21 protein-coding genes and 2 pseudogenes are annotated in these 22,214 nt (G+C 71.4%); 10 read left to right on the plus strand and 13 right to left on the minus strand.

All coding sequences use genetic code 11. The annotated features are described in order from the left end of the window. Positions 1-108: 108 nt before the first annotated feature. Positions 109-405 (minus strand): hypothetical protein, encoded by a 297-nt coding sequence (locus ABH928_RS14290; RefSeq protein WP_370066023.1) that lies wholly within the window; start codon positions 403-405, stop codon positions 109-111. Between the two features lie 207 nt (positions 406-612). Beyond that, positions 613-1,839, minus strand: coding sequence for a serine/threonine-protein kinase (locus ABH928_RS14295; RefSeq protein WP_370066025.1), 1,227 nt, complete (start codon positions 1,837-1,839; stop codon positions 613-615). A 173-nt stretch (positions 1,840-2,012) separates the two neighbouring features. On the opposite strand from ABH928_RS14295, the gene ABH928_RS14300 reads away from it, so the two are divergent. Beyond that, positions 2,013-2,858: a class I SAM-dependent methyltransferase gene (locus ABH928_RS14300; protein ID WP_370066027.1), complete on the plus strand. Its 846-nt coding sequence runs from the start codon at positions 2,013-2,015 to the stop codon at positions 2,856-2,858. Further along, the gene (locus ABH928_RS14305) at positions 2,858-3,502 is read left to right on the plus strand and encodes a hypothetical protein (RefSeq protein WP_370066029.1); all 645 of its coding nucleotides are present in this window, start codon (positions 2,858-2,860) and stop codon (positions 3,500-3,502) included. The genes ABH928_RS14300 and ABH928_RS14305 overlap by 1 nt, the downstream gene beginning before the upstream one ends. Positions 3,503-3,631: 129 nt before the next feature. On the opposite strand, the pseudogene ABH928_RS14310 reads toward ABH928_RS14305, so the two are convergent. Next, positions 3,632-4,021 (minus strand): annotated as a pseudogene (locus ABH928_RS14310) (DUF1992 domain-containing protein); the annotation flags it as partial. Positions 4,022-4,106: 85 nt separating this feature from the next. On the opposite strand from ABH928_RS14310, the gene ABH928_RS14315 reads away from it, so the two are divergent. The 4 genes and pseudogenes from ABH928_RS14315 (at position 4,107) to ABH928_RS14330 (ending at position 7,012) form a co-directional block, all read left to right on the plus strand. Beyond that, on the plus strand, positions 4,107-4,652 hold the full coding sequence (locus tag ABH928_RS14315) for a MarR family winged helix-turn-helix transcriptional regulator (protein WP_370066031.1): 546 nt from the start codon (positions 4,107-4,109) through the stop codon (positions 4,650-4,652). Beyond that, entirely contained in the window at positions 4,643-5,917 is a 1,275-nt protein-coding gene (locus ABH928_RS14320; RefSeq protein WP_370066033.1) for an MFS transporter, read from the plus strand. The genes ABH928_RS14315 and ABH928_RS14320 overlap by 10 nt, the downstream gene beginning before the upstream one ends. A gap of 25 nt (positions 5,918-5,942) precedes the next feature. After that, positions 5,943-6,140: pseudogene (locus ABH928_RS14325) on the plus strand (VOC family protein); the annotation flags it as partial. 89 nt (positions 6,141-6,229) lie between these two features. After that, positions 6,230-7,012 (plus strand): maleylpyruvate isomerase family mycothiol-dependent enzyme, encoded by a 783-nt coding sequence (locus tag ABH928_RS14330; RefSeq protein ID WP_370066035.1) that lies wholly within the window; start codon positions 6,230-6,232, stop codon positions 7,010-7,012. A 119-nt stretch (positions 7,013-7,131) separates the two neighbouring features. On the opposite strand, the gene rox is transcribed toward ABH928_RS14330, so the two are convergent. Continuing rightward, positions 7,132-8,622, minus strand: coding sequence for a rifampin monooxygenase (gene rox / locus ABH928_RS14335; protein WP_370066037.1), 1,491 nt, complete (start codon positions 8,620-8,622; stop codon positions 7,132-7,134). A 232-nt stretch (positions 8,623-8,854) separates the two neighbouring features. Here rox and ABH928_RS14340 point away from each other — a divergent pair, with 232 nt between their 5' ends. Then, positions 8,855-10,192, plus strand: a complete 1,338-nt coding sequence (locus ABH928_RS14340; protein WP_370066039.1) for a hypothetical protein — start codon at positions 8,855-8,857, stop codon at positions 10,190-10,192. Between the two features lie 48 nt (positions 10,193-10,240). Here ABH928_RS14340 and ABH928_RS14345 read toward each other — a convergent pair whose 3' ends face one another. The 4 genes from ABH928_RS14345 to ABH928_RS14360 all read right to left on the minus strand — a co-directional run bounded on the left by ABH928_RS14345 (position 10,241) and on the right by ABH928_RS14360 (position 12,795). After that, positions 10,241-10,663 (minus strand): hypothetical protein, encoded by a 423-nt coding sequence (locus ABH928_RS14345; RefSeq protein ID WP_370066041.1) that lies wholly within the window; start codon positions 10,661-10,663, stop codon positions 10,241-10,243. A gap of 110 nt (positions 10,664-10,773) precedes the next feature. Beyond that, positions 10,774-11,586 carry an SAM-dependent methyltransferase gene (locus ABH928_RS14350; RefSeq protein WP_370066043.1) on the minus strand — a complete coding sequence of 271 codons (813 nt, stop codon included), beginning with the start codon at positions 11,584-11,586 and terminating at the stop codon, positions 10,774-10,776. Positions 11,587-11,635: 49 nt separating this feature from the next. Continuing rightward, positions 11,636-11,926, minus strand: a complete 291-nt coding sequence (locus ABH928_RS14355) for a DUF397 domain-containing protein (protein WP_370066045.1) — start codon at positions 11,924-11,926, stop codon at positions 11,636-11,638. Then, positions 11,923-12,795, minus strand: a complete 873-nt coding sequence (locus ABH928_RS14360; protein ID WP_370066047.1) for a helix-turn-helix domain-containing protein — start codon at positions 12,793-12,795, stop codon at positions 11,923-11,925. The genes ABH928_RS14355 and ABH928_RS14360 overlap by 4 nt, the downstream gene beginning before the upstream one ends. A gap of 212 nt (positions 12,796-13,007) precedes the next feature. On the opposite strand from ABH928_RS14360, the gene ABH928_RS14365 reads away from it, so the two are divergent. Beyond that, positions 13,008-13,478 carry an ATP-binding protein gene (locus ABH928_RS14365; protein WP_370066049.1) on the plus strand — a complete coding sequence of 157 codons (471 nt, stop codon included), beginning with the start codon at positions 13,008-13,010 and terminating at the stop codon, positions 13,476-13,478. A gap of 58 nt (positions 13,479-13,536) precedes the next feature. Here the strand turns inward: ABH928_RS14365 and ABH928_RS14370 are convergent, their stop codons facing one another. Beyond that, complete coding sequence (locus ABH928_RS14370) at positions 13,537-14,454, minus strand: LysR family transcriptional regulator (protein WP_370066051.1); 918 nt, start codon at positions 14,452-14,454, stop codon at positions 13,537-13,539. A 325-nt stretch (positions 14,455-14,779) separates the two neighbouring features. On the opposite strand from ABH928_RS14370, the gene ABH928_RS14375 reads away from it, so the two are divergent. Next, positions 14,780-16,036 carry an MFS transporter gene (locus ABH928_RS14375; RefSeq protein ID WP_370066053.1) on the plus strand — a complete coding sequence of 419 codons (1,257 nt, stop codon included), beginning with the start codon at positions 14,780-14,782 and terminating at the stop codon, positions 16,034-16,036. Between the two features lie 23 nt (positions 16,037-16,059). Here the strand turns inward: ABH928_RS14375 and ABH928_RS14380 are convergent, their stop codons facing one another. Further along, a complete protein-coding gene (locus ABH928_RS14380) occupies positions 16,060-17,286 on the minus strand; it encodes an epoxide hydrolase family protein (protein ID WP_370066054.1) in 1,227 nt (408 codons plus the stop codon). Positions 17,287-17,356: 70 nt separating this feature from the next. Here ABH928_RS14380 and ABH928_RS14385 point away from each other — a divergent pair, with 70 nt between their 5' ends. Next, positions 17,357-17,638, plus strand: coding sequence for a hypothetical protein (locus ABH928_RS14385; protein ID WP_370066056.1), 282 nt, complete (start codon positions 17,357-17,359; stop codon positions 17,636-17,638). 323 nt (positions 17,639-17,961) lie between these two features. Here the strand turns inward: ABH928_RS14385 and ABH928_RS14390 are convergent, their stop codons facing one another. The 3 genes from ABH928_RS14390 to ABH928_RS14400 all read right to left on the minus strand — a co-directional run bounded on the left by ABH928_RS14390 (position 17,962) and on the right by ABH928_RS14400 (position 21,702). Then, positions 17,962-18,825 carry a transposase gene (locus ABH928_RS14390; protein WP_370066058.1) on the minus strand — a complete coding sequence of 288 codons (864 nt, stop codon included), beginning with the start codon at positions 18,823-18,825 and terminating at the stop codon, positions 17,962-17,964. Between the two features lie 128 nt (positions 18,826-18,953). Beyond that, a complete protein-coding gene (locus ABH928_RS14395) occupies positions 18,954-20,450 on the minus strand; it encodes an HlyD family efflux transporter periplasmic adaptor subunit (RefSeq protein ID WP_370066060.1) in 1,497 nt (498 codons plus the stop codon). A 7-nt stretch (positions 20,451-20,457) separates the two neighbouring features. Beyond that, entirely contained in the window at positions 20,458-21,702 is a 1,245-nt protein-coding gene (locus ABH928_RS14400; protein ID WP_370066062.1) for an NAD-dependent epimerase/dehydratase family protein, read from the minus strand. Between the last annotated feature and the right edge of the window lie 512 nt (positions 21,703-22,214).

Genomic DNA, 22,214 nt, shown 5'->3' on the forward strand with positions numbered 1-22,214 from the left:
GCGTGGCTCGACGAGGATGCGGACCGGGGCTGTCCCCGCTGTCCCGGCTCGCCCTGGTTGGTCGCGGTCACCACCGCGAAGTCCGCCGCCCACTCCGCCGGACAGGCACTAGTGGCTGGGCCGCGGGGCGGCAAGCGTGCGGTGCTTGGCTCCGGCGTAGGCGGTCAGCTCCGCGCGCAGCCGCTGGAGGATGGCGGGGCGGCTGAGCTTGCTGTAGGCGACGCGGGCAGGGTGGCACAGGACGTAGCCGTCGCCACCCTGGTAGGGGCTGATGCCGTGCTCCTGCAGCCACTCACGCCCGGGATCGTTGCCGCGGCTGAACCACGCGACGACGGGGGCGTCCCGCCCACTGCCCGCGACACCGATCCGGTCGATCGCGGTCCAGGGGACGGAGAACCGCACCACGCGCAAGACACCCTGCTGCCTGACCTCCTGTTCGACGGTCAGATGCACCCGGTCGAGGAGGACCCTGCCCCGAGGGGCGTCCTTGGCCAGGCCGAACCTGACGTATTCGGCGAGGACGCACCCCAGGAATACGATGCCGAAGACCGCGTAGTCCGGACCCTCGGGCGTCCAGCTCTGCCGGGGATCGGACAGGTGGTAGATCGCCGCCTACACCGTCAGCACTGCCGCAGCTATCAGCACCTTGACCAGCAACCCGTAGACGTGTGGGCCCAACGGGCGTGGGAAGGCGGCGGGTTGGGCGGCATGGGGATTCGAGGTGAGGAACCAGCCCGGCTCGCGCCTCGCTCGCTCGTGCAACGGGCCGATCACCTGGTCCCGCTTCTGCACGACCACGCCTTCCAGTACCTCCGCAGGTACCTCCGGATGTGCCTCCGGAGGTACCTGCGGGCGCTCCTGGCTGCGCCGGCGTTCGAGCCTCCGGAGCGCGGTCGCCAACTGCCGGTACTGGGCCCTGCGTGCGGCAGCGAGCTCTGCGGTCGCCCCCGGGCGCTCGACCCCGGGGTGCTCGACCGCCGGACGGTCCACCCCCGGCCGGTCCACCCCCGGCCGGTCCACCCTCGGCCGGTCGACCACGGTCGGTGGGTGCCAGGGTGCTCGGGCAAGTCCGCGCAGCACTCCGGCGACCGCGACGGCGCTGTCGTACCGCTCGCCCGGCTCCTTCCGCAGGAGGGTCAGGACGACGTCGTCCCAGGCGGGCGGAATCCCCTCGGAGAGCGTGCTGGGCGCGGGGGGCTCCTCGGTGAGATGGGCCGTGATGTAGCCGAGGGTGTCACCGGCCTCGAAGGGCAGACGGCCCGTGATCATCTCGAAGAGCAGGCACCCGAGCGCGTACAGGTCACTGCGCTTCTCGGCCTTGCCGCGCGCCTGCTCCGGTGCCATGTACGGCGGGGTGCCGACGATGAAACCGGTCTGGGTGATCCGGTCCGCCGTCGCATAGGGGTCGGCCGCGCGGGCGATGCCGAAGTCCAGGACCTTGACCGCGCCCGAGGGCATGACCTGGATGTTGGACGGCTTGATGTCCCGGTGGAGGACGTCCGCCCGGTGCGCCTCGGCGAGCGCCTCGCAGATCTGCGCGCCCCAGTCGGCCGCCTGGGGGAGGGGGACCGGGCCCCGGCGCAGCACCGCGTCCAGCCCTTCGCCACGGAGCAGCTCCATCACCAGGAAGGGGGCCGTGCCGTCCTCGCCGTGGACCTCGCCGAGATCGTGGACGGTCACGATGTTGGGGTGCTGGAGCAGGCCGGTGATCTGCGCCTCCCGAAGGAACCGGGTCCGCGCCTCGTTCCCCCGGCTGCCGCCGCCGGACAGCAGGGTGATCACCTTGACGGCGACGGAGCGGCCCAGTGTGCCGTCATGGGCCTGCCATACCTGCCCCATGCCTCCTTCGCCAGCTGCCGGACCAGCCGGTACCGACCCCCGAGAAGCTGTCCCTGCACCGCACCGGCCCCCGTTCGGAACACATCTGACACCCCGACAGTAACCCGGTACCCGGACCGGCTCCCGTTCAACGGCACAACCGGAACACGGAGCTGATCGACTACGGTGGTGGCGTGAGCGACGACACCTGGGCAAGCCTGGCCGATCAGTTCGCGGACGAGGCCTACGCCTCGGTGAAGGGCCAGGTGCGCACCTATGTGATGCACCAGCAGCTGCTGGGGCATCTGCCGCCGCCTCCCGCCTCCGTGCTGGACGTCGGCGGCGGAGCGGGGAACCAGTCGTTCCCGCTGGCCCAGGCCGGTTACCAGGTGACCCTGCTCGACCCGTCGCCCGGGATGCTCGACAAGGCGCGTCAGCGCCTCCAGCGGTTGCCGGAGGACGTCCAGCAGCGGGTGACCCTCGTGCACGCCGACGGCGCGGACGCCGACGCGGCGCTTGCGGGCCAGCGCTTCGACGCGGTGCTCTGCCACGGCGTGCTCGGGTACCTGGAGGATCCGACGCCCCTGATCGATCAGCTGTGCCGCTGCGCCGCGCCCGGCGGTATCGTCTCGATCATGGCGGGCAATGCCAAGGCGGGTGCGGTGCGCCCGGCCATGGAGCGGCGCTGGGACGACGCCCTGGCCGCGTTCGACGCCACCCGTGAGATCGGCGTACTGGGTCTGCCGACCCGCGGCGACACGGTGGAGGAGCTGAGCGAGCAGATCCGCAGCCGTGGCGTGGAGCCGCTGGACTGGTACGGGGTCTGGTTGTTCGTCGACTGGCTGGAGTTCGGCGGAGCCGAGCTGGACCCGAAGGACGCCGAGCAGGCGCAGAAGGTCGCCGCCGTCGAACTCGAAGCCGGCCGCCGCGACCCCTACCGCCAACTCAGCCGCGTCTTTCACCTCGTGGGACGCAAGGGCGAGACGCAGGAGCGGGAAGGGGAACGGGAACGGAAACAGGAGCAGGAGCGGACGAGCTGATGAGCGAGGAACTTCCGCCCGGGGGAGTGGAACTGTCGCCCGCCGAGCTCGATGCCCTCGAAGTGCAGTGGGCGCAGTCCGCCTGGACCCCGAGCGAGGTCGCCGAGCGCCTGGCCGGCGTCGCCACGCCGTGGTGCGTGGCGGCGGGTTGGGCACTGGACCTGTTCCGGGGTGGGCAGACGCGCCCGCACGGTGACCTCGAGATTGCGATCCCCGCCGCGGACTTCCCCGAGATCCGTGACCGCTTCCCCGGCTACGCCTTCGACGCGGTGAGCAGCGGCCGGATCTGGCGGAACGCCGCACCGGAGGTGCTCGCCGCCACGCACCAGACCTGGCTGCGCGATCCGGACGCCGAGGCCTACCGCCTCGACGTGTTCCGTGAGCCCCATGACGGGGGGACCTGGATCTCCCGCCATGACCCGACGATCCGGCTTCCCTACAGCGAGATCGTCGGGCACACCCCGGATGGCATCCCGTACCTCACACCCGAGTTGGTCCTGCTGTTCAAGGCCAAGCACGCCCGTCCCAAGGACCAGGCGGACTTCGAGTCGACCGTCCCGCAGTTGACGACGCGTCAGCGTGCGCGTCTGGCCGGGTTTCTCGCACACACCTACCCCGGGCATCGCTGGCTCGAAGGCCTGTGAACCGGGCGGCTACGGCCTCCTGCGCCCGCGGCGTCGCAGGCGCTGGAGCAGGCCCCACTTGTGGGAGTCACGCGCCGGCGGGGGAGTGCTCGGCCCGGACGCGGCTGTGTCTGCCGACTTCGCTGGGTGGCGCAGGCGCCAGTCCTCCACGATCGCGCCGATGTCGTAGGGGGCGAGGTTGAGCGGCGGCCCCTCGACAGGCCCGCGCAGGCAGGCGCTGATCTTGTCGTTGATGTCCGAGACGATCCGGCGCACCTCAGACTCGGACGGCGCGTCCGCGGCAGCCGCCAGGGCGTCCTCGGCTTCCTTGCGCAGGGCGAGCGTCGGCGGCAGGATCGACAGGCCCTCCGTCGCCAGCTTCTGTTTGACCCACCACAGTTCGTCGTAGGGCTTGTCCTCGTCGGGCAGGGGCTTGCCGAACCCGGGCAGGTTCTCGAAGTCGCCCCGCTCCTGCGCTTCGCGGATCTGCTGGTCGACCCATGACTCGAAGCTGAGGCCGGGGGGTTTCCGCTCCGTCATACCTCCATCCTGCCTCCGGCGGGTGCGGCCCCGGCATTGGTTGCAGATATAACAGTGCTTATATAAGTGCTGTTACGATGCCTGCATGGCAGACGAGCGCGCGCTTGATTCCATCCAGCCTGATCCCACTCGGCTTGATCCCACTCCGCCTGATCCCACCCAGCAGAGCCTCTGGCGTCCCCTGCGGTTCCTCCAGGACGCGATCGAGGCGGACATCGCCCGCGTCTATGCGGAGGCGCCGATCGAGGGGCTGAAGTCGAGCTTCGTCATGGAGCTGCTGCGGCTGCACGCGGCCGGGCCGATGACCATCACCGAGCTGGCCGAGTCGGTCGGGCGGACGCACTCGGCACTGAGCCAGAAGGTGGCCGCGATGCGCGCCGCCGGCTGGGTGGAGACCGTCGCGGGCGACGACGCGCGCAGCAAGAAGGTGACGCTGTCGGAGCAGGGCCGGAGCGTCGTGGGTCGTCTGGCGGCGGAGTGGCGGGCGACCGAAGCCGTCCTCGCCGAGATCGAGGCCGAGATCCCCTACCCGCTCAGCCGGGTGGTCACCGACATCGAACGGGTCCTTGCGCGCCGGAGTTTTCACGACCGGATGGACGAGAAGCTCGCCGAGGACCCGGAATGGCGCTGAGGCGCGCCCTCCGCGACACCGTGAAGGGCGCACTGCTGGACATCGCGCCGCTGGGGTCCTCGCCGACCTTCCGGCGGCTGTGGATCGGGCAGTCGCTGTCCGGATTCGGCGGGCAGATGACGCTCGTCGCCGTGATGTTCCAGGTCTGGCAGGCGACCAGGAGCACGGCGTGGACCGGTGCGGTCGGGCTCGCCCAGGCGATTCCCCTGGTGGCGCTCGGACTCTTCGCCGGATCGCTCGTCGACCGCGTGGATCGGCGAAGGTTCTACCTGGTCACGACCGGCGGGCAGGCCGTGTGCTCGTTCCTGCTCGCCGCGCAGGGCCTGACCGGGAACCTTCCGGTGGCGGCGGTGCTGGCACTGCTCGCGGCGCAGTCCTGCCTCGCGGCGGGGAGCAGCCCGGCGTCGCGCACCTTCATGCCGCACCTGCTGTCCAGGGATCAGCTGGCGGCCGGGCTCGCGCTGCGGCGGATCGCGTTCCAGGGCTCGATGCTGCTCGGACCGGCGCTCGGCGGCGTGATCGTCGGCTGGCTCGGGGTCGGCGGCTGCTACCTGATCGACGCGCTCAGTTTCGCCGCCGCGTTGTACGGCGCGTTCGGCCTGCCCCGGCTGCCACCCGGCGACGCCCCCGCCCGAGCCGGCCTGCGCGGGGTCGCGGACGGGCTCGCCTTCCTGGTCCGGTCCCCGGTCATCCGTGGGGCGCTGCTGACCGATCTGGCCGCGACCGTGCTGTCGATGCCGATCAGCCTCTTCCCGCTGATCAACGCGGAGCGGTTCGGTGACGATCCGCGTACCCTCGGGCTCTTCCTCACCGCGATCGCGGTCGGCGGCGTCGTGGCCTCCCTGCTCTCCGGCAGCTTCACCCGGTCGGCGCGGCCGGGCGTGGTCATGCTCGTCGGATCCGCCACCTGGGGTGGGGCGTTGGCCCTCTTCGGCCTGACGCCGAACGCCTGGGTCGGGCTCGCCTTCCTGACCCTGGCCGGAGCCGCCGACACCGTCGCGGTGGTCTCCCGCAGCACGATCGTCCAGACCCACACGCCGAGCGAGCTCCTCGGCCGGGTCAGCGCCGCCGAGCAGATCGTCGGCCAGGCCGGTCCGGACCTCGGAAACATGCGCGGCGGGTTGGTTGCTGAGGCGACGTCAGGAATGTTCACCCTGGTCAGCGGTGGGCTGCTCTGCCTGGGCGCGGTGATGCTGGTGGGGGCCGCGACGCCCGGCCTGCGCGGGGCAACGGTCTTCCCGGAGGCAGAAGCGGTCGCGGGTTGACCTGGCACACCGGCCCGAGGTGCCCCCGCAGTGGCCTGGTCAGACTGCGCCGCAGCAACTGCACCTCGACTTCGAGGTGGACCATCTGGACGAAGCCGAGGCCCGGCTGCTGGAGTTGGGCGCGGGAAGGCCGGAACCGCAGGCGCGCGGTGAGAGGTTCCGCGTGCTCACCGACCCGGCGGGACATCCCTTCTGCCTGACGCTGGGCAGCTCCGCGCCCTAGGTGTGGGCTCGCCTGGGCCGGAGTTCCCCGCCGCACCGGCTGGGAAAACCGCTGTCGGGCAAGTAGATCAAGATGGTAGAACCACCGCTGTGCATAAGACTCTGGAGTTTCCCGATCTGCTGCGGCTGATCGACGAACGTTCAACCGCCTTCCGCGCCTCGATCGCCGCCGCGCCCAGCCTCGACCTGCCCGTGCCGACCTGCCCCGAGTGGACACTGTCCGACCTGGTGCAGCACATCGGCGAGGGCCGCCGCCGCTGGGCCGCCACCGTCGCCGCCGGGCCGGACGCCACGTCCAGGACCCCGGCCCAGGGTGACGCGGTCGCGCCGCAGGAGCGCGAGGCCGTGCTGGCCTGGCTGGCCGCCTCAACCGAGCTGTTGCTGGCGGCCCTGCGGGAGGCCGGTCCGGACCAGGGCTGCTTCACCGGCTGGGGTTACACGCAGACGCCGCACACCGCCGGTGGCGTCGCCCGGCACCAGGTCCAGGAGATCGCGGTGCACACCTACGACGCCCAGCTCAGCGTGGGCGAGCCGGCCTCACTGCCTGTCGAGGTGGCGCTCGACGGTGTCGAGGAGAACCTGTTCATCGCGAGTTTCTCGACGAGCGCCTGGCCGCACAAGCCCACCGCCTTCGACTTCCACGCCATCGAGGGCCGCTCCTGGCGCCTCACGGTCGACGGCGACGGTGCACGGACCACCCGGCTGCCCGCTACCGGCGAGGACCCGGACGCGGCAGGCCTGTCCATTCGCGGCACGGCCAGTGATCTGGTCCTCTACCTGTACCAACGCATTTCGGTGGACTCCCTGCAACTCGACGGGGACCGGGAGCTGCTCGACCAGCTCTGGGCCTGGGAACCGGAGGACTGGGCGTGACGACACGCCACCGCGCATGAACCGGCCGCTTGAATCGCGAACGGCCTCGTACCGAACGGTGGCGGTCTCACTGGATGAACCCGGCCGAGGTGCTGCGGGTGTGCCAGATCCGTCAGTCCTCAGCCGACGGCCGGCGCGCCGAACCACGTCGGCAGGGCGCTGAGCAGGTCGTCCGGGTCGTCGCCGACCCAGGCGATGTGGCCGTCGGGGCGCAGGAGGACGGCTGGGGCGTCCAACTCCTCGCTGGCGTCCAGGACATGGTCGACGCGGTCGGACCAGCCCGCAACCGAGAGGCGGCCGCCGCCGGTCTGGTCGAGGAGGAGGCCGCGGCCTGCGTGCATCAGGTCGTAGAGACGGCCCTGCTTGAGGGCGATGTCGCGCATGCGCAGGCCGAGGAGGTCGTGTCCCTCGTCCTGGCCCGCGCCCTCGCCGAAGTCGTAGCGGATGCCGATCGCGGTGATCCTGCCGACCAGGTAGCGGTTGACCTCGTCGAAGTCCGCCAGGTCGGACAGGAGCCGGCGCAGGGCGGCCGGGCCCGGGCCGGGGGAGAGCAGCTGCATCTGGGCGCGGGTGTTCTCCAGCACATCCGCGGCCACCGGGTGGCGCTCGGCGTGGTACGTGTCGAGCAGGCCTTCCGGCGCCCAGCCGTTGATCTCGGCGGCGAGCTTCCAGCCGAGGTTGAACGCGTCCTGGACGCCGAGGTTGAGGCCCTGGCCGCCGGTCGGCGGGTGGATGTGGGCCGCGTCGCCCGCCAGCAGCACCCGGTCGACGCGATAGCGCTCGGCCAGCCGCGTCGCGTCGCCGAAGCGGGAGAGCCAGCGCGGCGAGTGGATGCCGAAGTCGGTGCCGGTGAAATCCCGCAGCCGCTGCCGAAGTTCGTCCAGGGTCACGGGGGCCGTGCGGTCCTCGCTCAGGCCTTCGGCGGGCACGATCATCCGGTACCAGCCGTCCCGCATGGGCATGGCGCCGAACCTCAGATGGGTCTTGCGGACCTCGGACATCACGGCGGCCAGTTCCTCCGGCGTCACGCCGATCCTGACCTCGCCCAGCAGCGTTTCGTGCTGGGCGGGTTCGCCCGGGAAGGCGACGCCGAGCAGCTTGCGTACCGTGCTCCGTCCGCCGTCGCAGCCGACGAGGTAGCGGGAGCGCAGCCGCGATCCGTCGGCGAGCTCCGCAGTGACACCCGCATCGCCCTGCTCCAGCGTGACCAGTTCGAAGCCGCGCCGGATCTCCGCGCCCAACTCGACGGCGTGTGCCTCGAGCAGGCGCTCGGTGTCGGCCTGCGGGATGCCGAGGACGTACCCGTGCGCGGTGTCGAGGCCCTCGGGCGCGGGCTTGGTGATGCCGCCGAAGAAGCCGAAGAAGGGGTGCTTCACCCCGTCGGCGAGAAACCGGTCCAGCAGACCGCGCTGGTCCATCACCTCGATGCTGCGCACGTGCAGGCCGAGACCGCGCGAGAGGCCGGTCGGCCGCGGTTCCTTCTCCAGCACCAGCACGCGGACGTCGTGCAGGCGCAGTTCGGCGGCCAGCATCAGGCCGGTCGGCCCGCCGCCGACCACGACGACGTCGAACCTGTCGCTCAGATCGATCGTGTCGGTTGTGTCAGTCATGAATTCCTCGTCCGCAGTTCTGGTTCGGCCGGCAATTGTGCGCCAGGACCAGGGCCTTGCGGCAAGGCCCCCCATACGCTATAGATTGAAACTGGCAGGGAGTGGTTCATCTCCCTGCCTTTGCTTTTGTCTGCTTTTGCCGCGCTGCTGTCGCACCGCTGCTGTGCCGCCGACGGAGTGTCGCCGCCGGGCGGCTGTGCGTCGCGGGTGTCCGGGCCGGTACGGTGCCAGGGTGGAGATCAACGGCGGGGGAGGGGCGGCACGCGGACTGGTGCTGCTGATCGGCGGCGCGCCCGGCGGCAAGCGACGGCAGCCGGTCCGTCCGGAGGCTGCGCTGGGTCTGCTGGCGACCGTGCCCACGGAGGCACTGCTGGGCAGTCCGGTCCCGGCGAGCGTGCTGCAGTTGGCGGACCCGTCGGATCCGCAGCTGCTGCTGGCGCAGCTCCAGACGGCCGCAGAGACGCCCGGCCCGGTCCTGGTGGCGCTGGCGGGCCAGCTGACGGCGGACCGACGCCGACACGAGCTGCACCTGGCCCTCGCACAGACCACGCGTGACAACACCCGCTACACCGCGCTGCCCTGGGTCTGGCTGGCCGACCAGCTGCGGCAGCGCCCGCCCGGCACCACGACGGTGCTCGCCGACCTGGTCGCCGATCCGGAGGCCTGGGCCGTGGTGCAGCAGCACGGGCCGGCTGCGCTGACCACCGGGCTGCCGCTGTTCGGTCAGGTCAGCCCGCCCGGGACCAGCGGCGACGGCTACGCGCCGCTGTACACCCGTGCGCTGGTCGAGCAACTGCGCCGCGCCCAGCCCGGCGTCCGGCCCGCCGACCTGCACCACATCGCCGGGCACTCCGGGCTGCCCGCCGAAACGATGCTGCTGGCGACGGAGATCCCGCCGCCGGCTCCTGTTCCGGTCCCCGCGCAGGCGCCTGTGCCCGTGCCCACACCTGTGCCCGTGCCCACACCTGTGCCTGTGGCCACACCCGTTCCCGTTTCCACACCTGTGCCCGCGCCACTTCCCGCACCGGTTCCCCTGCCGGTCCAGGCGCGGCCCGAGCCCGTCGCACTGCCGCCCGCCGCTCCGGTCGTCCACGCCGCCGTGGTGGAAGCGGTCCGCCCGGCACCTGCTGTCGCGGACCCGCGTGCGGACATCGCGGCGGCGCTCCACGCGGGCGACCACCCCCGTGCCGCGTTCCTGATCGCGTCCTGGGAGAGGGAGTTGCTGCGCCATCAGGGCCCGCGCGCGCCCGAGCTCGCCGACGTCGCGGACGCCCAGGCGCAGTTGGCCCTCGCGGGCGGCGACCTCGGGCAGGCGACCGGGCGGCTGATCGAGGTGGCCCGGCTGCGGATGCAGCAGTTCCCGCCGCACGCCGAGCAGGTGGCCGTGGCCGTCGACAACGCGACCGCGATCTGGGGGCGGCTGCCGCGCGAGACGGCGCTCCAGCACAGCGGCCAGCTGCTCGCGCTGTGCCGGGCGATGCCGCCCGGTACCGGTCGGGTGGAGGGGGTCGAGCAGCGGCTGGCCCAACTCACCAGGAAGACCGGCCTGCTGCGCCGCCGCGCCGGATAGGTGGCTCGGCGGCTCAGCAACTCAGCAACTCGGCGGGTCGGCCGAGCTTCAGACGAGACCCGACAGCTCCAGATCGGCCACGGCGACGAGCAGGTGGCCGCAGAGCGCGGCCGACGGGAACTCGACGGGGTGGGTGAACGGCCCGGTGACCAGGAGCAGGCGGCCCCGGGCGCGGGCGACGCGTCGCCAGGCGCGGGTGGAGTGGAGCAGCCCGTGGTACCACTGCAGGCCGTCCGGGCGGGTGACCCGGAGGCAGCCGTCGTCGAGGGTCGCCCGCCAGCGCACGGCGTCGTCGACGAAGTCGGCCGCGTCGGCCGGGAGCCAGCCGGTCTCGGTGGGATGGCCGGGGCGGGCCGGGAAGACCAGCGCCGGCAGATCCTGCCACAGCTCCGGCCAGACGGTCGACTGCGTCAGGGGCAGATCCGCGAACGACCCCGGCGGGTCCTCCTCCGCCGGGAGCGGGATCACCACGGCGCCCCCACCGCGCCATGGTGATCCGTGTCGCGCTCCGTGAGGTGCTGTACGCGCTGTAGCTGCTGTGTCACGTCGATCCCTGTGCGGGAGGGAGCAGGAGGGAGGGATCAGGGCTTGATGCCCACGCCCACCCACAGGCTGACCTCTGCGTCCGTCAGTTCCTTTGCCGGGCCGGCGTCCGGACGCCAGCGGTGGCCGACGACGACGCCCGGCTCCAGCAGGTCGAGGCCGTCGAAGAAGCTCGCCACCTCCTTGTGCGTGCGGAACCGGACCGGTGTGCCGGAGCCGTTGTAGATCTCCTCGATCTTCTGCCAGCTGTCCTGGTCGAACTCGGGCGTGCAGTGACTTATCGCCAGCGCGCTGCCGGAGGGGAGCGCACTCAGCAGGGTCCGCACGATGCGGTGCGGGTCCTGGGCGTCCGGGACGAAGTGCAGCAGCGCGTTGAGGGAGAGCGCGACGGGCCGGTCGAGGTCGAGCAGCTCGGCGAGCTCCGCGGACTCGAGCAGGCTCTCCGGGTCGTTGACGTCCGCCTCGATGTAGGTCGTGCGCCCCTCCGCGGTGCTGCGCATCAGGCGCTCGGCGTACTTGAGGACCAGCGGGTCGTTGTCGGCGTAGACGACGCGCGCGTCCGGGGCGACGGACTGGGCGACCTGGTGCAGGTTCGGCTCGGTGGGGATGCCGGTGCCGATGTCCAGCCACTGACGGACGCCGTGCTCGCGCGCCAGGACCCGGGTGGCGCGGTGCATGAACGCCCGGTTCTCGCGGGCGCAGGTGAAGATGCTGGGGTACGCGGCGGCGACCTGCTCGGCGGCCTGGGCGTCGACCTCGAAGTGGTCCTTGCCGCCCAGGTAGTAGTCGTACATCCGCGCGGAGTGCGGCCGGTTGGTGATGATGCCCCTCGCGGGCCGGGTGTCGCTCATCGGGTCCCCCAAATCGTTGTCGTGCGTCCGTTTGTCCGTCAGCGGGTCGTCAGCCGGCCGTCAGGTGGTCGGCGAGTCCCGCCTTGGCGCCCCTGACGAAGGCGCCGATCTCCTCGGCGGTGTAGATCAGGGCCGGGCCGCCCGGATCGGTGGACTGGCGCACCGCGACCCGGCCGTCGGGCAGGCGCTTCACCTCCACGCACTGTCCGCCGTTGGGCCCCGACCACGGGCGCTCCCAGCCCTCTTCGCCGAGGTCCCCGGCGGGCATGCCGTTGTGGACGCTCCTGCAGTCGTCCGTGTTTCTGCCGTTGTCCGCGCTGTTGTTGCTGGTGAGAGTCATGAGTACTCCTTGCGCATGCGGTTCAACAGGGCCTTGCTCTCGGCGGACGACGTCAGCAGCGCCATCCGGTTGTGCGCTTCGAGGTGGGCGACGACGTCCGCGCGCTGGTCCAGGTAGACGGAGGCGGACAGGATCTCGCTGTAGACGACGTCAGGGAGTTCGGGTTCCCGGAAGCGGAAGTAGGTGAATGGCGCGCAGGCGCCGACATGCGCGCCCGCGGTGAACGGGACGACGTCGATGCTGATGTGGTCGCGCTCCATCGCCTCCAGCAGCACCTCGATCTGACCACGCATCACTTCCTGGTCGCCGACCAGGCGGTGGAGCACCGCCTCCTCCATCACCACCCACAGCGTGGGCGCGTCGGGCCGGTCGAGCAGGCTCTGGCGGCGCAGTCGCAGGTCCACGCGTCGCGCCAGTTCGTCGTCGGTGTCGTTGGGGAAACCGCCGCCCAGCAGGGCGCGGGCGTAGCCGGGGGTCTGCAACAGGCCCGGGGCGCAGTGCGGTTCGTAGGTACGGAGCATGGTCGCGCCGGACTCGAGGCTGACGTAGGCCGAGAACCAGCTCGGCAGCACGTCCCGGTAGGCGTACCACCAGCCGGGCTCGTTGGCCTTCTCGGCCAGGGCGACGAACTCCTCGATCTCCTGCTGGTCGGCGCCGTACCGCTCCAGCAGCCGCTCCACGTAGAGCGGTTTGAGGGCGACCTCCGCCTTCTCCAGGCGGCGCACGGTCAGTGGGGTGACGCGCAGGACCTTGGCCGCCTGCTCCAGCGACGCGCCCGCGTTCTGGCGGCGCTCCTGGAGCCGTCGGCCGAGGATCATGCGCAGCACGGTGGGCGCGCCGACGCCGGCCGCCGAACGGCTCTCACTCACGGGCTGCACCTCCCCGATGGACCTTGCCGATGGACCTCGCCTATGAAGCTGCGGATGATCAGTTCCGGTGCCGAGGATCGGTTCCGATGATCAGTCACCATCCTGATTTTGACAGAGACTTGGCGCTGATGACCCCAGAAGGATGACATCAAGCTGAAATTATCAGGGAGTCGGTTGCGCCGTGACAATCGCGACGAGCATAGTCTGATGCCGTGAGCGCTCATCGGCACCAGACCGCCCAGCTTCTGGACGCCCGCCTCTTAGAGACGGCGGGTCCCCGCAGATCGCACTGGCTGGAACTCCCGGCCGAGCGGTCCAGCGTCGCTGTCGCCCGCCACCGCATCGCCGAGCAGCTGGACGCCTGGTCCGTGCCGCGGGCGACCCGGAACGACGCGGTCCTGCTCCTGTCCGAGCTGGCCACCAACGCGGTGGTGCACACCGCCAGCACGAGGATGCTGTGCGGCGCGGCCCTGCTGGCCGACGGCCGGGTCCGGGTCGAGGTCCACGACGATAACCCCGCCCACTGCACACTCCCGGACGCTCCCGATCTCGACGAGGAGAGCGGCCGGGGACTGCTCATCGTCCAGGAACTCGCGGACGCCTGGGGCATCGCCGGATCCACCTGCACCAAGGGCAAGTTCGTCTGGGCGATGTTGGGAACGGCCACCCCGCACGCCGCCTGAGCAGAGGCCCGCTGCCACCTGGGCCCACCACGCCGCGCGCCCGGACGGGCAGCCGGTGTCAGGAGTCGTCCTCCCGGGGGCCGTCCTCCTCCGGTGGGGCCTGCGGGGTGCGTTCGCGCAGGAGCTGGAGGAACGCGCGAGCCGCCGGTGAGGCTCCGGAGGCGATCCAGACCGCACGCACTGTTCGCGGAGGCACGCCCGTCGTAGCCACCGCGGTAACTGCGGGCATGCGCGCGGCGGTGGCGGCGGGGACCAGGCCGATGCCGAGGCCGCGCCCCACGAGCTGTTCCAGCAGTGCCATCGTGTCCGCCTCGAAGGCGACGGTGCGGGTGGCACCGGCCGCCGTGAACGCCGCGTCGTTGTGCCGGCGGATGCCGGAGCCGGGTGGCATGTCGACCATGTCCTCCTCGGCCAGCCGGGCAGGCGTGACGCGCGCTTCCTGGGCCAGCCGATGCCCGTGCGGGACGATCGCGACCAGGTCCTCCTGCGCGAGCACCCGCCCCGCCAGCCCGGCCGGGGGCCGCTCCGGGCGGGTGTCGACGAACGCGAGGTCGCAGGCGCGGTCGCGCACCTCCTGCAGCAGGTCCCGGACCAGCCTGGCGCGCAGCGTGACCTGCACAGCAGGATGCCGCTCCCGGTAGGCGGCGAGCAGGTCGGGCAGATCCACCGCGGTGAGCGGGGTGATGGTGCCGATGCTCAACTGGCCGCGTACCTCGCTCTCGGACGCGGCCACCTCACTGCGGGCCCGCTCGATCGCGGCCAGCGCCTCGCGGGCCGGGCCGAGGAACGCCTCGCCGGCGGCGGTGATGCGCACCCGCCGGCTCGTGCGTTCGAACAGCCGGGTGCCCAACTCGCTCTCCAGCCGGGCGATCTGGTGGCTGAGGGCGGACTGGACCACGAAGCAGCGGTGAGCGGCGCGGGTGAAGCTGCCGGTCTCGGCGACGGCGACGGCGTAGACGAGCTGGCGGAGTTCCATTCATCCATCGTGTTCCACGATCGCTGGCATGACAACCATCTGTTGGATTCATCCGGGCTGGCCGGAGAGCATGAACGCGAGCCCGGACCGACCGGCGCCGCGGGAGCTGCGACGCGGTCCGCCGACGGACGTTGTCGGTGACGCTCTGATCTTGACGCTCTGATCTTGACGCTCTGATCTCGGCGCTCTGAACTTACGGAAGGAAACGGACATGGCCTCCTCCTCGGCTTCCCCCGCTGCGCCATCAACGTCCACGACAGGCGCTCCCGCACCCCGTTCGGGCAGCGCCGGCGCCGACGGTCCGGGTCGCGGCACGGTGGTGCTGATGTCCGCGGCCGTCGGGCTGTGTGTGGCGAGCAACTACTACGCCCAGCCGCTGCTGGACACCATCGCCCGGGACCTGCGGCTCTCCGCCGCCTCCGCCGCGCTGGTGGTGACGGTCGCCCAGGTCGGCTACGCACTGGGGTTGGTCCTGGTACTGCCGCTGGGCGACCTGCTGGAACGGCGTCGGCTGGTCTGCGGCCTGACCCTGGCCACGGCGTGCTCCCTGGCGCTGACGGCGGTCGCCGCCAACGCAGGGCTGCTGCTGGCCGGCACCGCGCTGACCGGTCTGCTGTCGGTGACCGCGCAGGTCCTGGTGCCGTTCGCCGCGGACCTGGCCGCCCCGCACCGGCGCGGTCAGGTCGTGGGAACGGTGATGAGCGGACTGGTGCTGGGCATGCTGCTGGCCCGAACCGCATCCGGTGCCCTGGCCGCGGTCGGCGGCTGGCGCACGGTGTACTGGGCCGCGGCGGTTGCGATGGCCGTCCTGGCTGTCACTCTGCACAGGGCGCTGCCTCAGTACCGGGGATCCGCCGGTCTGCGCTACGGACGGCTGCTGCGCTCCACCGCGCGTCTCCTGGTCGACGAACCGGTACTGCGGGTCCGGGCGTTGCTCGGCCTGCTGGCCTTCGCCTGCTTCAGCGCGCTGTGGACCTCGCTGGCATTTCTGCTCTCCGGCCCCGGTTACCACTGGTCGGACAGCGAGATCGGACTGCTCGGACTCGCCGGTGCCGCCGGTGCGGTCGCCGCCCAGCTGGCCGGACGGCTGGCGGACCGTGGACGGACCACGCTGACCACGATGGTCAGCGCGCTGCTCCTGCTCGGTTCCTGGGGACTGCTGGCCCTGGGGGCGCATCACCTGGCGGCGCTGATCGCCGGCATCGTGCTGCTGGACCTGGCGCACCAGGGCGTGCACATCAGCAACCAGTCGCTGATCTACGCCCTGCGCCCGGACGCACGCGGACGCATCACCTCGGCCTACATGACGTGTTACTTCCTGGGTGGGGCGATCGGCTCAGGGCTGGTCGGGGTGGTCCACGCCCACGCCGGTTGGAACGGGGTCTGTGTGCTGGGTGCCGCGCTCGCCCTGCTGTTGTGCCTGGCGGCGGCCGGCACCGCCATCGCCGGCACCGCCACCGGCGTCCGGAGCTGGTGGCGTGGGCGGACCCGGCTGCGCGAACTGTGGACCGTGGCGAGCGCAGGTGTTCTGGGCGCCGCTGTGCTCGCGCTCATCGCCCTGGCGATCCGCCTGGCCCGGTGACCCCGGCGAGCCGGGCGAGCCGGTCATCGGGCGCGCTTCTCCGACACGCCGGTGCTCAGGGTGCGGAAGAAGGCGCGGATGTCGCCGACCAGCAGGTCGGGCTGTTCCATCGCGGCGAAGTGGCCGCCGCGTTCGAACTCCGTCCAGCGGACGATGTTGTCGGTCCGCTCGGCGATGTGGCGCAGGACGATGAAGTTCTCCGCAGGGAAAGACGCCAGGGCGGTGGGTGCCCGGGACGGCTCCGGCGGTTCTCCCCAGTAGGCCGCGTGGGCCCGCTCGTAGTAGATCCGGGCGGAGGAACCGGCCGTGCCCGTCAGCCAGTACAGCATCACGTTGGTGAGCAGGTGGTCGCGGTCGACGGCGTCCTGCGGGCCACCGCCGCCACAGTCGCCGGAGTCGGTCCACTCCTTGAACTTCTCGGCGATCCAGGCCAGTTGGCCGACCGGCGAGTCGGTGAGGGCGTACGCGAGGGTCTGCGGCCGGGTGGACTGGATGTCGGCGTAGCCCTGCCGGTCGCGCAGCCACGCGCGGGTCCGCTCCCAGGACGCCCAGGTGCGCTCGCGCTCGGCCGGGCTCAGCCCGGCGAGTTCCGCCTCGGTCGGCTCGGCTGACGCCGCGGCGCCGGGGATCAGGTTCAGGTGCACGCCGATGACCTGGTCGGGGCTGGTGCGGCCGATCTCGCGGGAGATGGCCGATCCCCAGTCGCCGCCCTGGACGCCGTAGCGCGGGTAGCCCAGACGCCGCATCAGTTCGGCGAAGGCAGCCGCCACGCGCCGGTACTCCCAGCCGGTCTCGCGGGTCGGGCCGGAGAAGCCGAAGCCGGGGATGCTCGGCAGCACGAGGTGGAACGCGTCGGCGCGGTCGCCGCCGTGGGCCACGGGGTCGGTCAGCGGACCTGCGATCCGCTCGAACTCGACGATGGAGCCCGGCCAGCCGTGCGTGATCAGCAGCGGCGTGGCGTCGGGTTCCGGCGAGCGGATGTGGGCGAAGTGGATGTTCGCGCCGTCGATCGTGGTCATGAACTGCGGCCACTCGTTCAGCCGGGCCTCGGCCGCGCGCCAGTCGTACCCGTGCCGCCAGTGCTGCGCGAGCTCCTTGAGGTAGTCGGCCGGGATCCCGTAGTCCCAGCCGACCCCCGGAAGCTGGTCCGGCCACCGGGTCCGGTCGAGCCGCTGGTGGAGGTCGTCCAGGTCGGTGTCCGGGACGGCGATGCGGAAAGGTCGGATGCTGTCGTCAGGCGAGATCCTCATAGGGGCCGCAGCATACGGCGCGGACGCTCCAGCGGATGCGTGAGTGCGTCGCCGGGCGCAGGATCGAGAGGTGACCGCGATCGTCGTGCTGATGGAGCTGGAGCCCGCCACCGAGGTGGTGGACAGCGTCGTCGGCGAGACCGACATCGGCGCCCGCGTCCGCGCCGTGCACGCCGCCGCGGCCGACCCGGACGCGCCCGGCGACCCCCTCGCGCGCACGCTCTGCGGCCTCGTCGCGGACGAGCTGGAGCCCGAGCCGTACGCGCCCGTCAGCCCGGGCGGGCCCTGGTACCCGCCCGAGTACCGCAGCCGTCGCTGCCTGGACTGCGACGCGGCGCTGAAGAGCGGCTGACGTCAACGGCACGACCGTGTTCACCCCGCCGTTCACCCCGGCATTCACGGCTCCGCGTCCCGTTCTGTCCTCACTTCTTCTCGTAGCGCCGCAGGTCAGCCGTGGTGTCGTCCCGCAGCACCGTCAGTCGCGCCTCGGCCGTGCGGTGCACGGCAGTCGGATGACAGACCGTGCTGGAAACATCTGTGCTGTCGCGGTGAGCGACGAGTACAGCGGGACTGGTACAGCGGCCTGTGCCTGGGCACCACCGACACCCAGGCAGGTGCCCACCTCGTCCAGCAGCGGTGCGAGGACACCGAGGACCTGGCACCGCGGCTGATCGGTCACCTCACCGGACCGGCGCTCCGGAGCAGGTGGCTGCGCGCGTGGACGGCGGCGTGGGGCCAGGCGGTCCGGGCCGCGGCGGGGAGCCCGGCGGTGCCGTTGCCGACGACGATGGAGACGTGCTGGAGGCCACGACAGCGCAGGTCGCCGAAGATCGGCTCCCAGACGTCGGCCGGGCCGGCTGCCCCGGCCGCCCAGAGGGAGAGCAGCTCCCGGCGCCCGTCCGCCGCGACCGCGACGGCCAGATGGACCGCCTCACGGCCGCCGGGGACGGTGGCCGTGTCGGCGAAGAGGACGAGGTAGCGCGGCGCGAGCCGACGCCGCTGCCACAGGTGCAGGCGCGCGGCGACGCGGTCGGCGACGTGGGAGAGCGGCGCCGCCGGCGGGCTGTCGCCGTAGAACTGGACGAGTCGGGCCTCGAAGTCCGCACGCGGCAGCCCACGGGCGGCGAGCGAGAGCAGCAGCGGCTCGCGTCCGGCGAGGTCACGGCGGTACTTGGGGAGGATGGCGGGGGAGAAGCTGCCCCTGCGGTCCCTGGGCATGAGCACCTCGACGGGCCCGAACGTGGTCAGCACCGTCTTGGGGCGGTGGCCGTTGTGGGAGTTGACGTCGGCCCGGTCGTCCGGGTCCTCGGCGCAGCCGTTGAGGTGGTGGTCCAGCTCCACCTGGAGGGCGGCTTCGAGGATCAGCCGGGTGACGTCGCGTAACGGGGCGTCGCAGCTGCCCAGCAGGTCACTTGCGTCGCCGTGGCTGTAGCCCGGCCCCGGCCCGAGGCACGGATCCGGCACGGACATCGGAGTGATCGCGGCGGACCGCACGGGCGGAGCTGTCTCCGGGCTGCTGCTGGCTGCGGGGTGGTTCATCGGAAGCCTCCTCGTGCCGGGACGGCGAGCAGTCGGCGGGGTCGGTTGGCGAGAGAATATGGCGGGGATATGACGATTGGTCAGACAGGTCACACAGGTCAGACAGGTCAGATGGATCAGACAGTCGATCAGTTGAGGGTGACATTCACCGACATGCCCGCCAACACGTCGGACGGGGGGTTCTCGATCGTGATGGTCACGTCGTAGTAGGTCGCGCCCGGTACCCGGGCCGGATCGAGCAGGATCTGGCTGATGCGACCGGTGAGCGTGCGTCCGTCCGAGGAGACCGAGAGGGAGGCGGTCTGGCCCCGGTGCACGGTGCTCATCTGCGACTCGGGGAGCTGCGCGGTGACCTCCAGGGTGCCGGAGTAGACGGTGATCAGCGCCGAGGTGCCCGGGTTCTCGTCGGCTGCAGAGCCGCTGCCCGCCGCCGGGGAGGGGACGAACAGCTGCACGCCAGGCTGCTGGTCGACCAGGGTGCCGGACTGGGCGGCCGGTCCTGAGTACGCGTGCACGCCGTCCGGGCCGACCAGGTCGCCGGCCGCTCCTGCGGTGTCGGCCACCACACCGTCGGCGGGTGCGAGGATGGTGGTCTGCTGCAGAGCGAGCGCGTCGGCGGCCACCTGGGCCTGGGCGGTGGCGAGTTGGGACCGCGCCTGGGCGACGGTTGCCGGGGTGAGCGCGCTGCCCTGGGCGTCGATCTGCGCCTGCGCGGCCTGGACCACGGACTGGCTCTGGGACAGGGCCGCCTGGTCCTGCTGCTCCTGGGACTGGGTGCTGGACTGCAGGCCGCTCAGCTGGGCCTTGGCCTGAGCGAGGATGGCCGCGTCCTTGTCGATCTGGGACGCGAGGTTCTGACAGAGCGCCGGATCGGGGGTGGCGGCGACCACCGCACCGGGAGTTCGTGCCGCAGGGGCTGCCGCTGGAGTCATCGTCGCCGCCGGAGTCATGGTCGGCGCCGGCGACGGGTGGGACGACGGGGGCGGGGCGGCGGGCGGAGTGACCGTCGGCGGCGTGGCGGAACTGCCGCAGGTCTGGGCGTAGCGGGTCTCGTCGTCGGTCAGTGTGGTCTGGTCGGAGGAGATGGCGGTGGACTGCGCGGTGAGCTGGTTCGCCGTGTCGGTCTGCACCAGCGACAGCGCGCCCTGGGCGCTGCTTGCGTCCGTCTGGGCCTTGGCCAGGGCGAGTTGGTTCTGTGCCGCGGTATCGGGGTCGGTGGCGGGATGCTCGTCCTCGGTGATCAGGGCGGTGTCGGCGGCGACGGCCGCGCGGGCGGCCTGGAGGTTTGCCGCCGCGACGCTGCTCTGCTGGGTGGCCAGCACCTGCCCGGCGTGGACGTGGTCGCCAGGCCGGACCAGAAGCGTCTGCACCGCCCCGGTGGCAGGGAAGTTGAGGTAGTAGGTGTGGGCGGGGGTGACCTCGCCGCTGAAACTGAGCGGCCGGTTGGCGATGGCATGGTACGTGGCTGCGGTGGCCGCGGTGCAGGCGACGGCTGCCGCCACCGCTGCACCGAGCTGCCACAGCGCCCTGGGCTTGCGGGCGGGGAGGATCTCCCCCACGCCCGCCTCCCCGTCGGCGAGTGCCGCGTTCATGCCCCGGACCGGACGGGACTTCTTGCCGCGCACGTTCTCGTCACCTCCGGGTGCTGGGCGCCGAGTCCGCCGCAGGAGCGGTCTCGGGCAGTTCGCTGACCAGGTCCTCGGCCGTCGTCATGCCCGCGCGCCAGACCGAGCGGGCGACGATCTTGCTGGGGTCGACCCGGGAGCGGTAGCGGCCGGCGACCTCGCGGCACTCCTCCATCAGGCCCTCGTTCAGCGTGGTCGGGTTCAGGCCGAGGGCGAGGAACTGGTCGTTGCGGACGTTGAGTTCGTTCTCGTCGGCCTCGCGCCGCGGATTGGGCAGGTGCGCGACGGGCACGCCGGTGAGCGAGCCGACCAGCTTGGCCAGGTCGCGCACCCGGTGGCTCTCGGTGATCTGGTTGAAGACCTTGGGCTTCTCGCCGGCGGCGGGCGGGTTCTCCAGGGCGATCTCGATACATCGCACGGTGTCGCGGATGTGGATGAACGCGCGGGTCTGCCCGCCGCTGCCGTGGACGGTGAGCGGGTGCCCGACGGCGGCCTGCATCAGGAAGCGGTTGAGTACGGTGCCGTAGTCGCCGTCGTAGTCGAAGCGGTTGATCAGCCGCTCGTCGCGGGCGGTCTGCGCGGTCTGGGTGCCCCAGACGATGCCCTGGTGCAGGTCGGTGATGCGCAGCTGGTCGTTGGCCGCGTAGAAGGCGAACATCAACTGGTCGAGTGTCTTGGTGAGGTGGTAGACGGAGCCGGGGCTGGCGGGGTGCAGGATCTCGCGCTCCACATCGCCGTCGGGCGTGGGGACCTTGACGGTCAGATAGCCCTCGGGGATCGGCGCGCTCCCGGACCAGCCGTAGCCGTAGACGCCCATGGTGCCCAGGTGGACCAGGGCCGCGTCGGTCCCGGAGTGGACCAGCGCGGAGAGCAGGTTGTGGGTGGCCCGGACGTTGTTGTCGATCGTGTAGCGCTTGGACGTGGTCGACCGCATCGAGTACGGCGCCGCCCGCTGCTCGGCGAAGTGGACGATCGCGTCGGGACGCAGGGCCGACAGCAGCGCGGTGAGGCGCTCGGCCTCGTTGGCCAGGTCGAGCCGGACGAAGCCGATCTCCTTGCCGGACACCTGGCGCCACACCCGCAGCCGCTCGCCGATCGGCCGGATCGGGGTCAGCGAATCGACCTCCAGCTCCAGGTCGATGGCGCGTCGGCTGAGGTTGTCGACGATGGTGACGTCGTGCCCGCGGTCGGACAGATGGAGCGCTGTCGGCCAGCCGCAGAATCCGTCCCCGCCAAGAATGAGCACATGCATGTGCGCGCACCTCCATGAAATACGGATGGAACACGAACGCAATACAGGGGAGAAATATCGAGGCAAGACACGCCTGGTGCTCTCGCCGTTTTGGTGCACGGCCGAGGAAATTACCGCCGCAGCTCGGCCGGCCACGGTGGACGCTGCGGAATGGCGTCCGGAGGCACGATGACGAGGCGGCCTCTTGTACCGGCCAGTACGGACTCTGGCACAAGATCTGTGTCATGTCCAGCGCACAAGATTTTTTGAACCCGCTGGTCATCCTGTCACCACTCTTGAAAGAGGCACTGTCTGTAACAAGCGGGCTGTGGACCTGCAGTGACGCACTGTCATCCACATCGAGTGCCATGCTGCGGCCGAAGTTCCGCCATGGCGATCTCACAGGAAACTCCACACATGATTTTCCGGTGTATCGGAAAAGGCCCGATGATTCGCCCGGGGTAAAGTAAAGGATCAGGTAAGAACGACCCATTCGGCATTGCCTCACGGTGCAGTTCAAAGGTTTCACTTGG

Origin of the sequence: Streptacidiphilus sp. MAP5-3, from assembly GCF_041262505.1 — a bacterium.
In the GTDB taxonomy this organism is placed as follows: Bacteria; Actinomycetota; Actinomycetes; order Streptomycetales; family Streptomycetaceae; genus Streptacidiphilus.

Excerpts from the sequence above, each read along its gene's own strand:
- ABH928_RS14295 (WP_370066025.1), bottom strand. The coding sequence starts at position 1,839 with ATGGGGCAGGTATGGCAGGCCCATGACGGCACACTGGGCCGCTCCGTC.
- ABH928_RS14305 (WP_370066029.1), top strand. The coding sequence starts at position 2,858 with ATGAGCGAGGAACTTCCGCCCGGGGGAGTGGAACTGTCGCCCGCCGAG.
- ABH928_RS14315 (WP_370066031.1), top strand. The coding sequence starts at position 4,107 with ATGGCAGACGAGCGCGCGCTTGATTCCATCCAGCCTGATCCCACTCGG.
- ABH928_RS14320 (WP_370066033.1), top strand. The coding sequence starts at position 4,643 with ATGGCGCTGAGGCGCGCCCTCCGCGACACCGTGAAGGGCGCACTGCTG.
- rox (WP_370066037.1), bottom strand. The coding sequence starts at position 8,622 with ATGACTGACACAACCGACACGATCGATCTGAGCGACAGGTTCGACGTC.
- ABH928_RS14350 (WP_370066043.1), bottom strand. The coding sequence starts at position 11,586 with ATGAGCGACACCCGGCCCGCGAGGGGCATCATCACCAACCGGCCGCAC.
- ABH928_RS14355 (WP_370066045.1), bottom strand. The coding sequence starts at position 11,926 with ATGACTCTCACCAGCAACAACAGCGCGGACAACGGCAGAAACACGGAC.
- ABH928_RS14370 (WP_370066051.1), bottom strand. The coding sequence starts at position 14,454 with ATGGAACTCCGCCAGCTCGTCTACGCCGTCGCCGTCGCCGAGACCGGC.
- ABH928_RS14375 (WP_370066053.1), top strand. The coding sequence starts at position 14,780 with ATGTCCGCGGCCGTCGGGCTGTGTGTGGCGAGCAACTACTACGCCCAG.
- ABH928_RS14380 (WP_370066054.1), bottom strand. The coding sequence starts at position 17,286 with ATGAGGATCTCGCCTGACGACAGCATCCGACCTTTCCGCATCGCCGTC.
- ABH928_RS14390 (WP_370066058.1), bottom strand. The coding sequence starts at position 18,825 with ATGAACCACCCCGCAGCCAGCAGCAGCCCGGAGACAGCTCCGCCCGTG.
- ABH928_RS14400 (WP_370066062.1), bottom strand. The coding sequence starts at position 21,702 with ATGCATGTGCTCATTCTTGGCGGGGACGGATTCTGCGGCTGGCCGACA.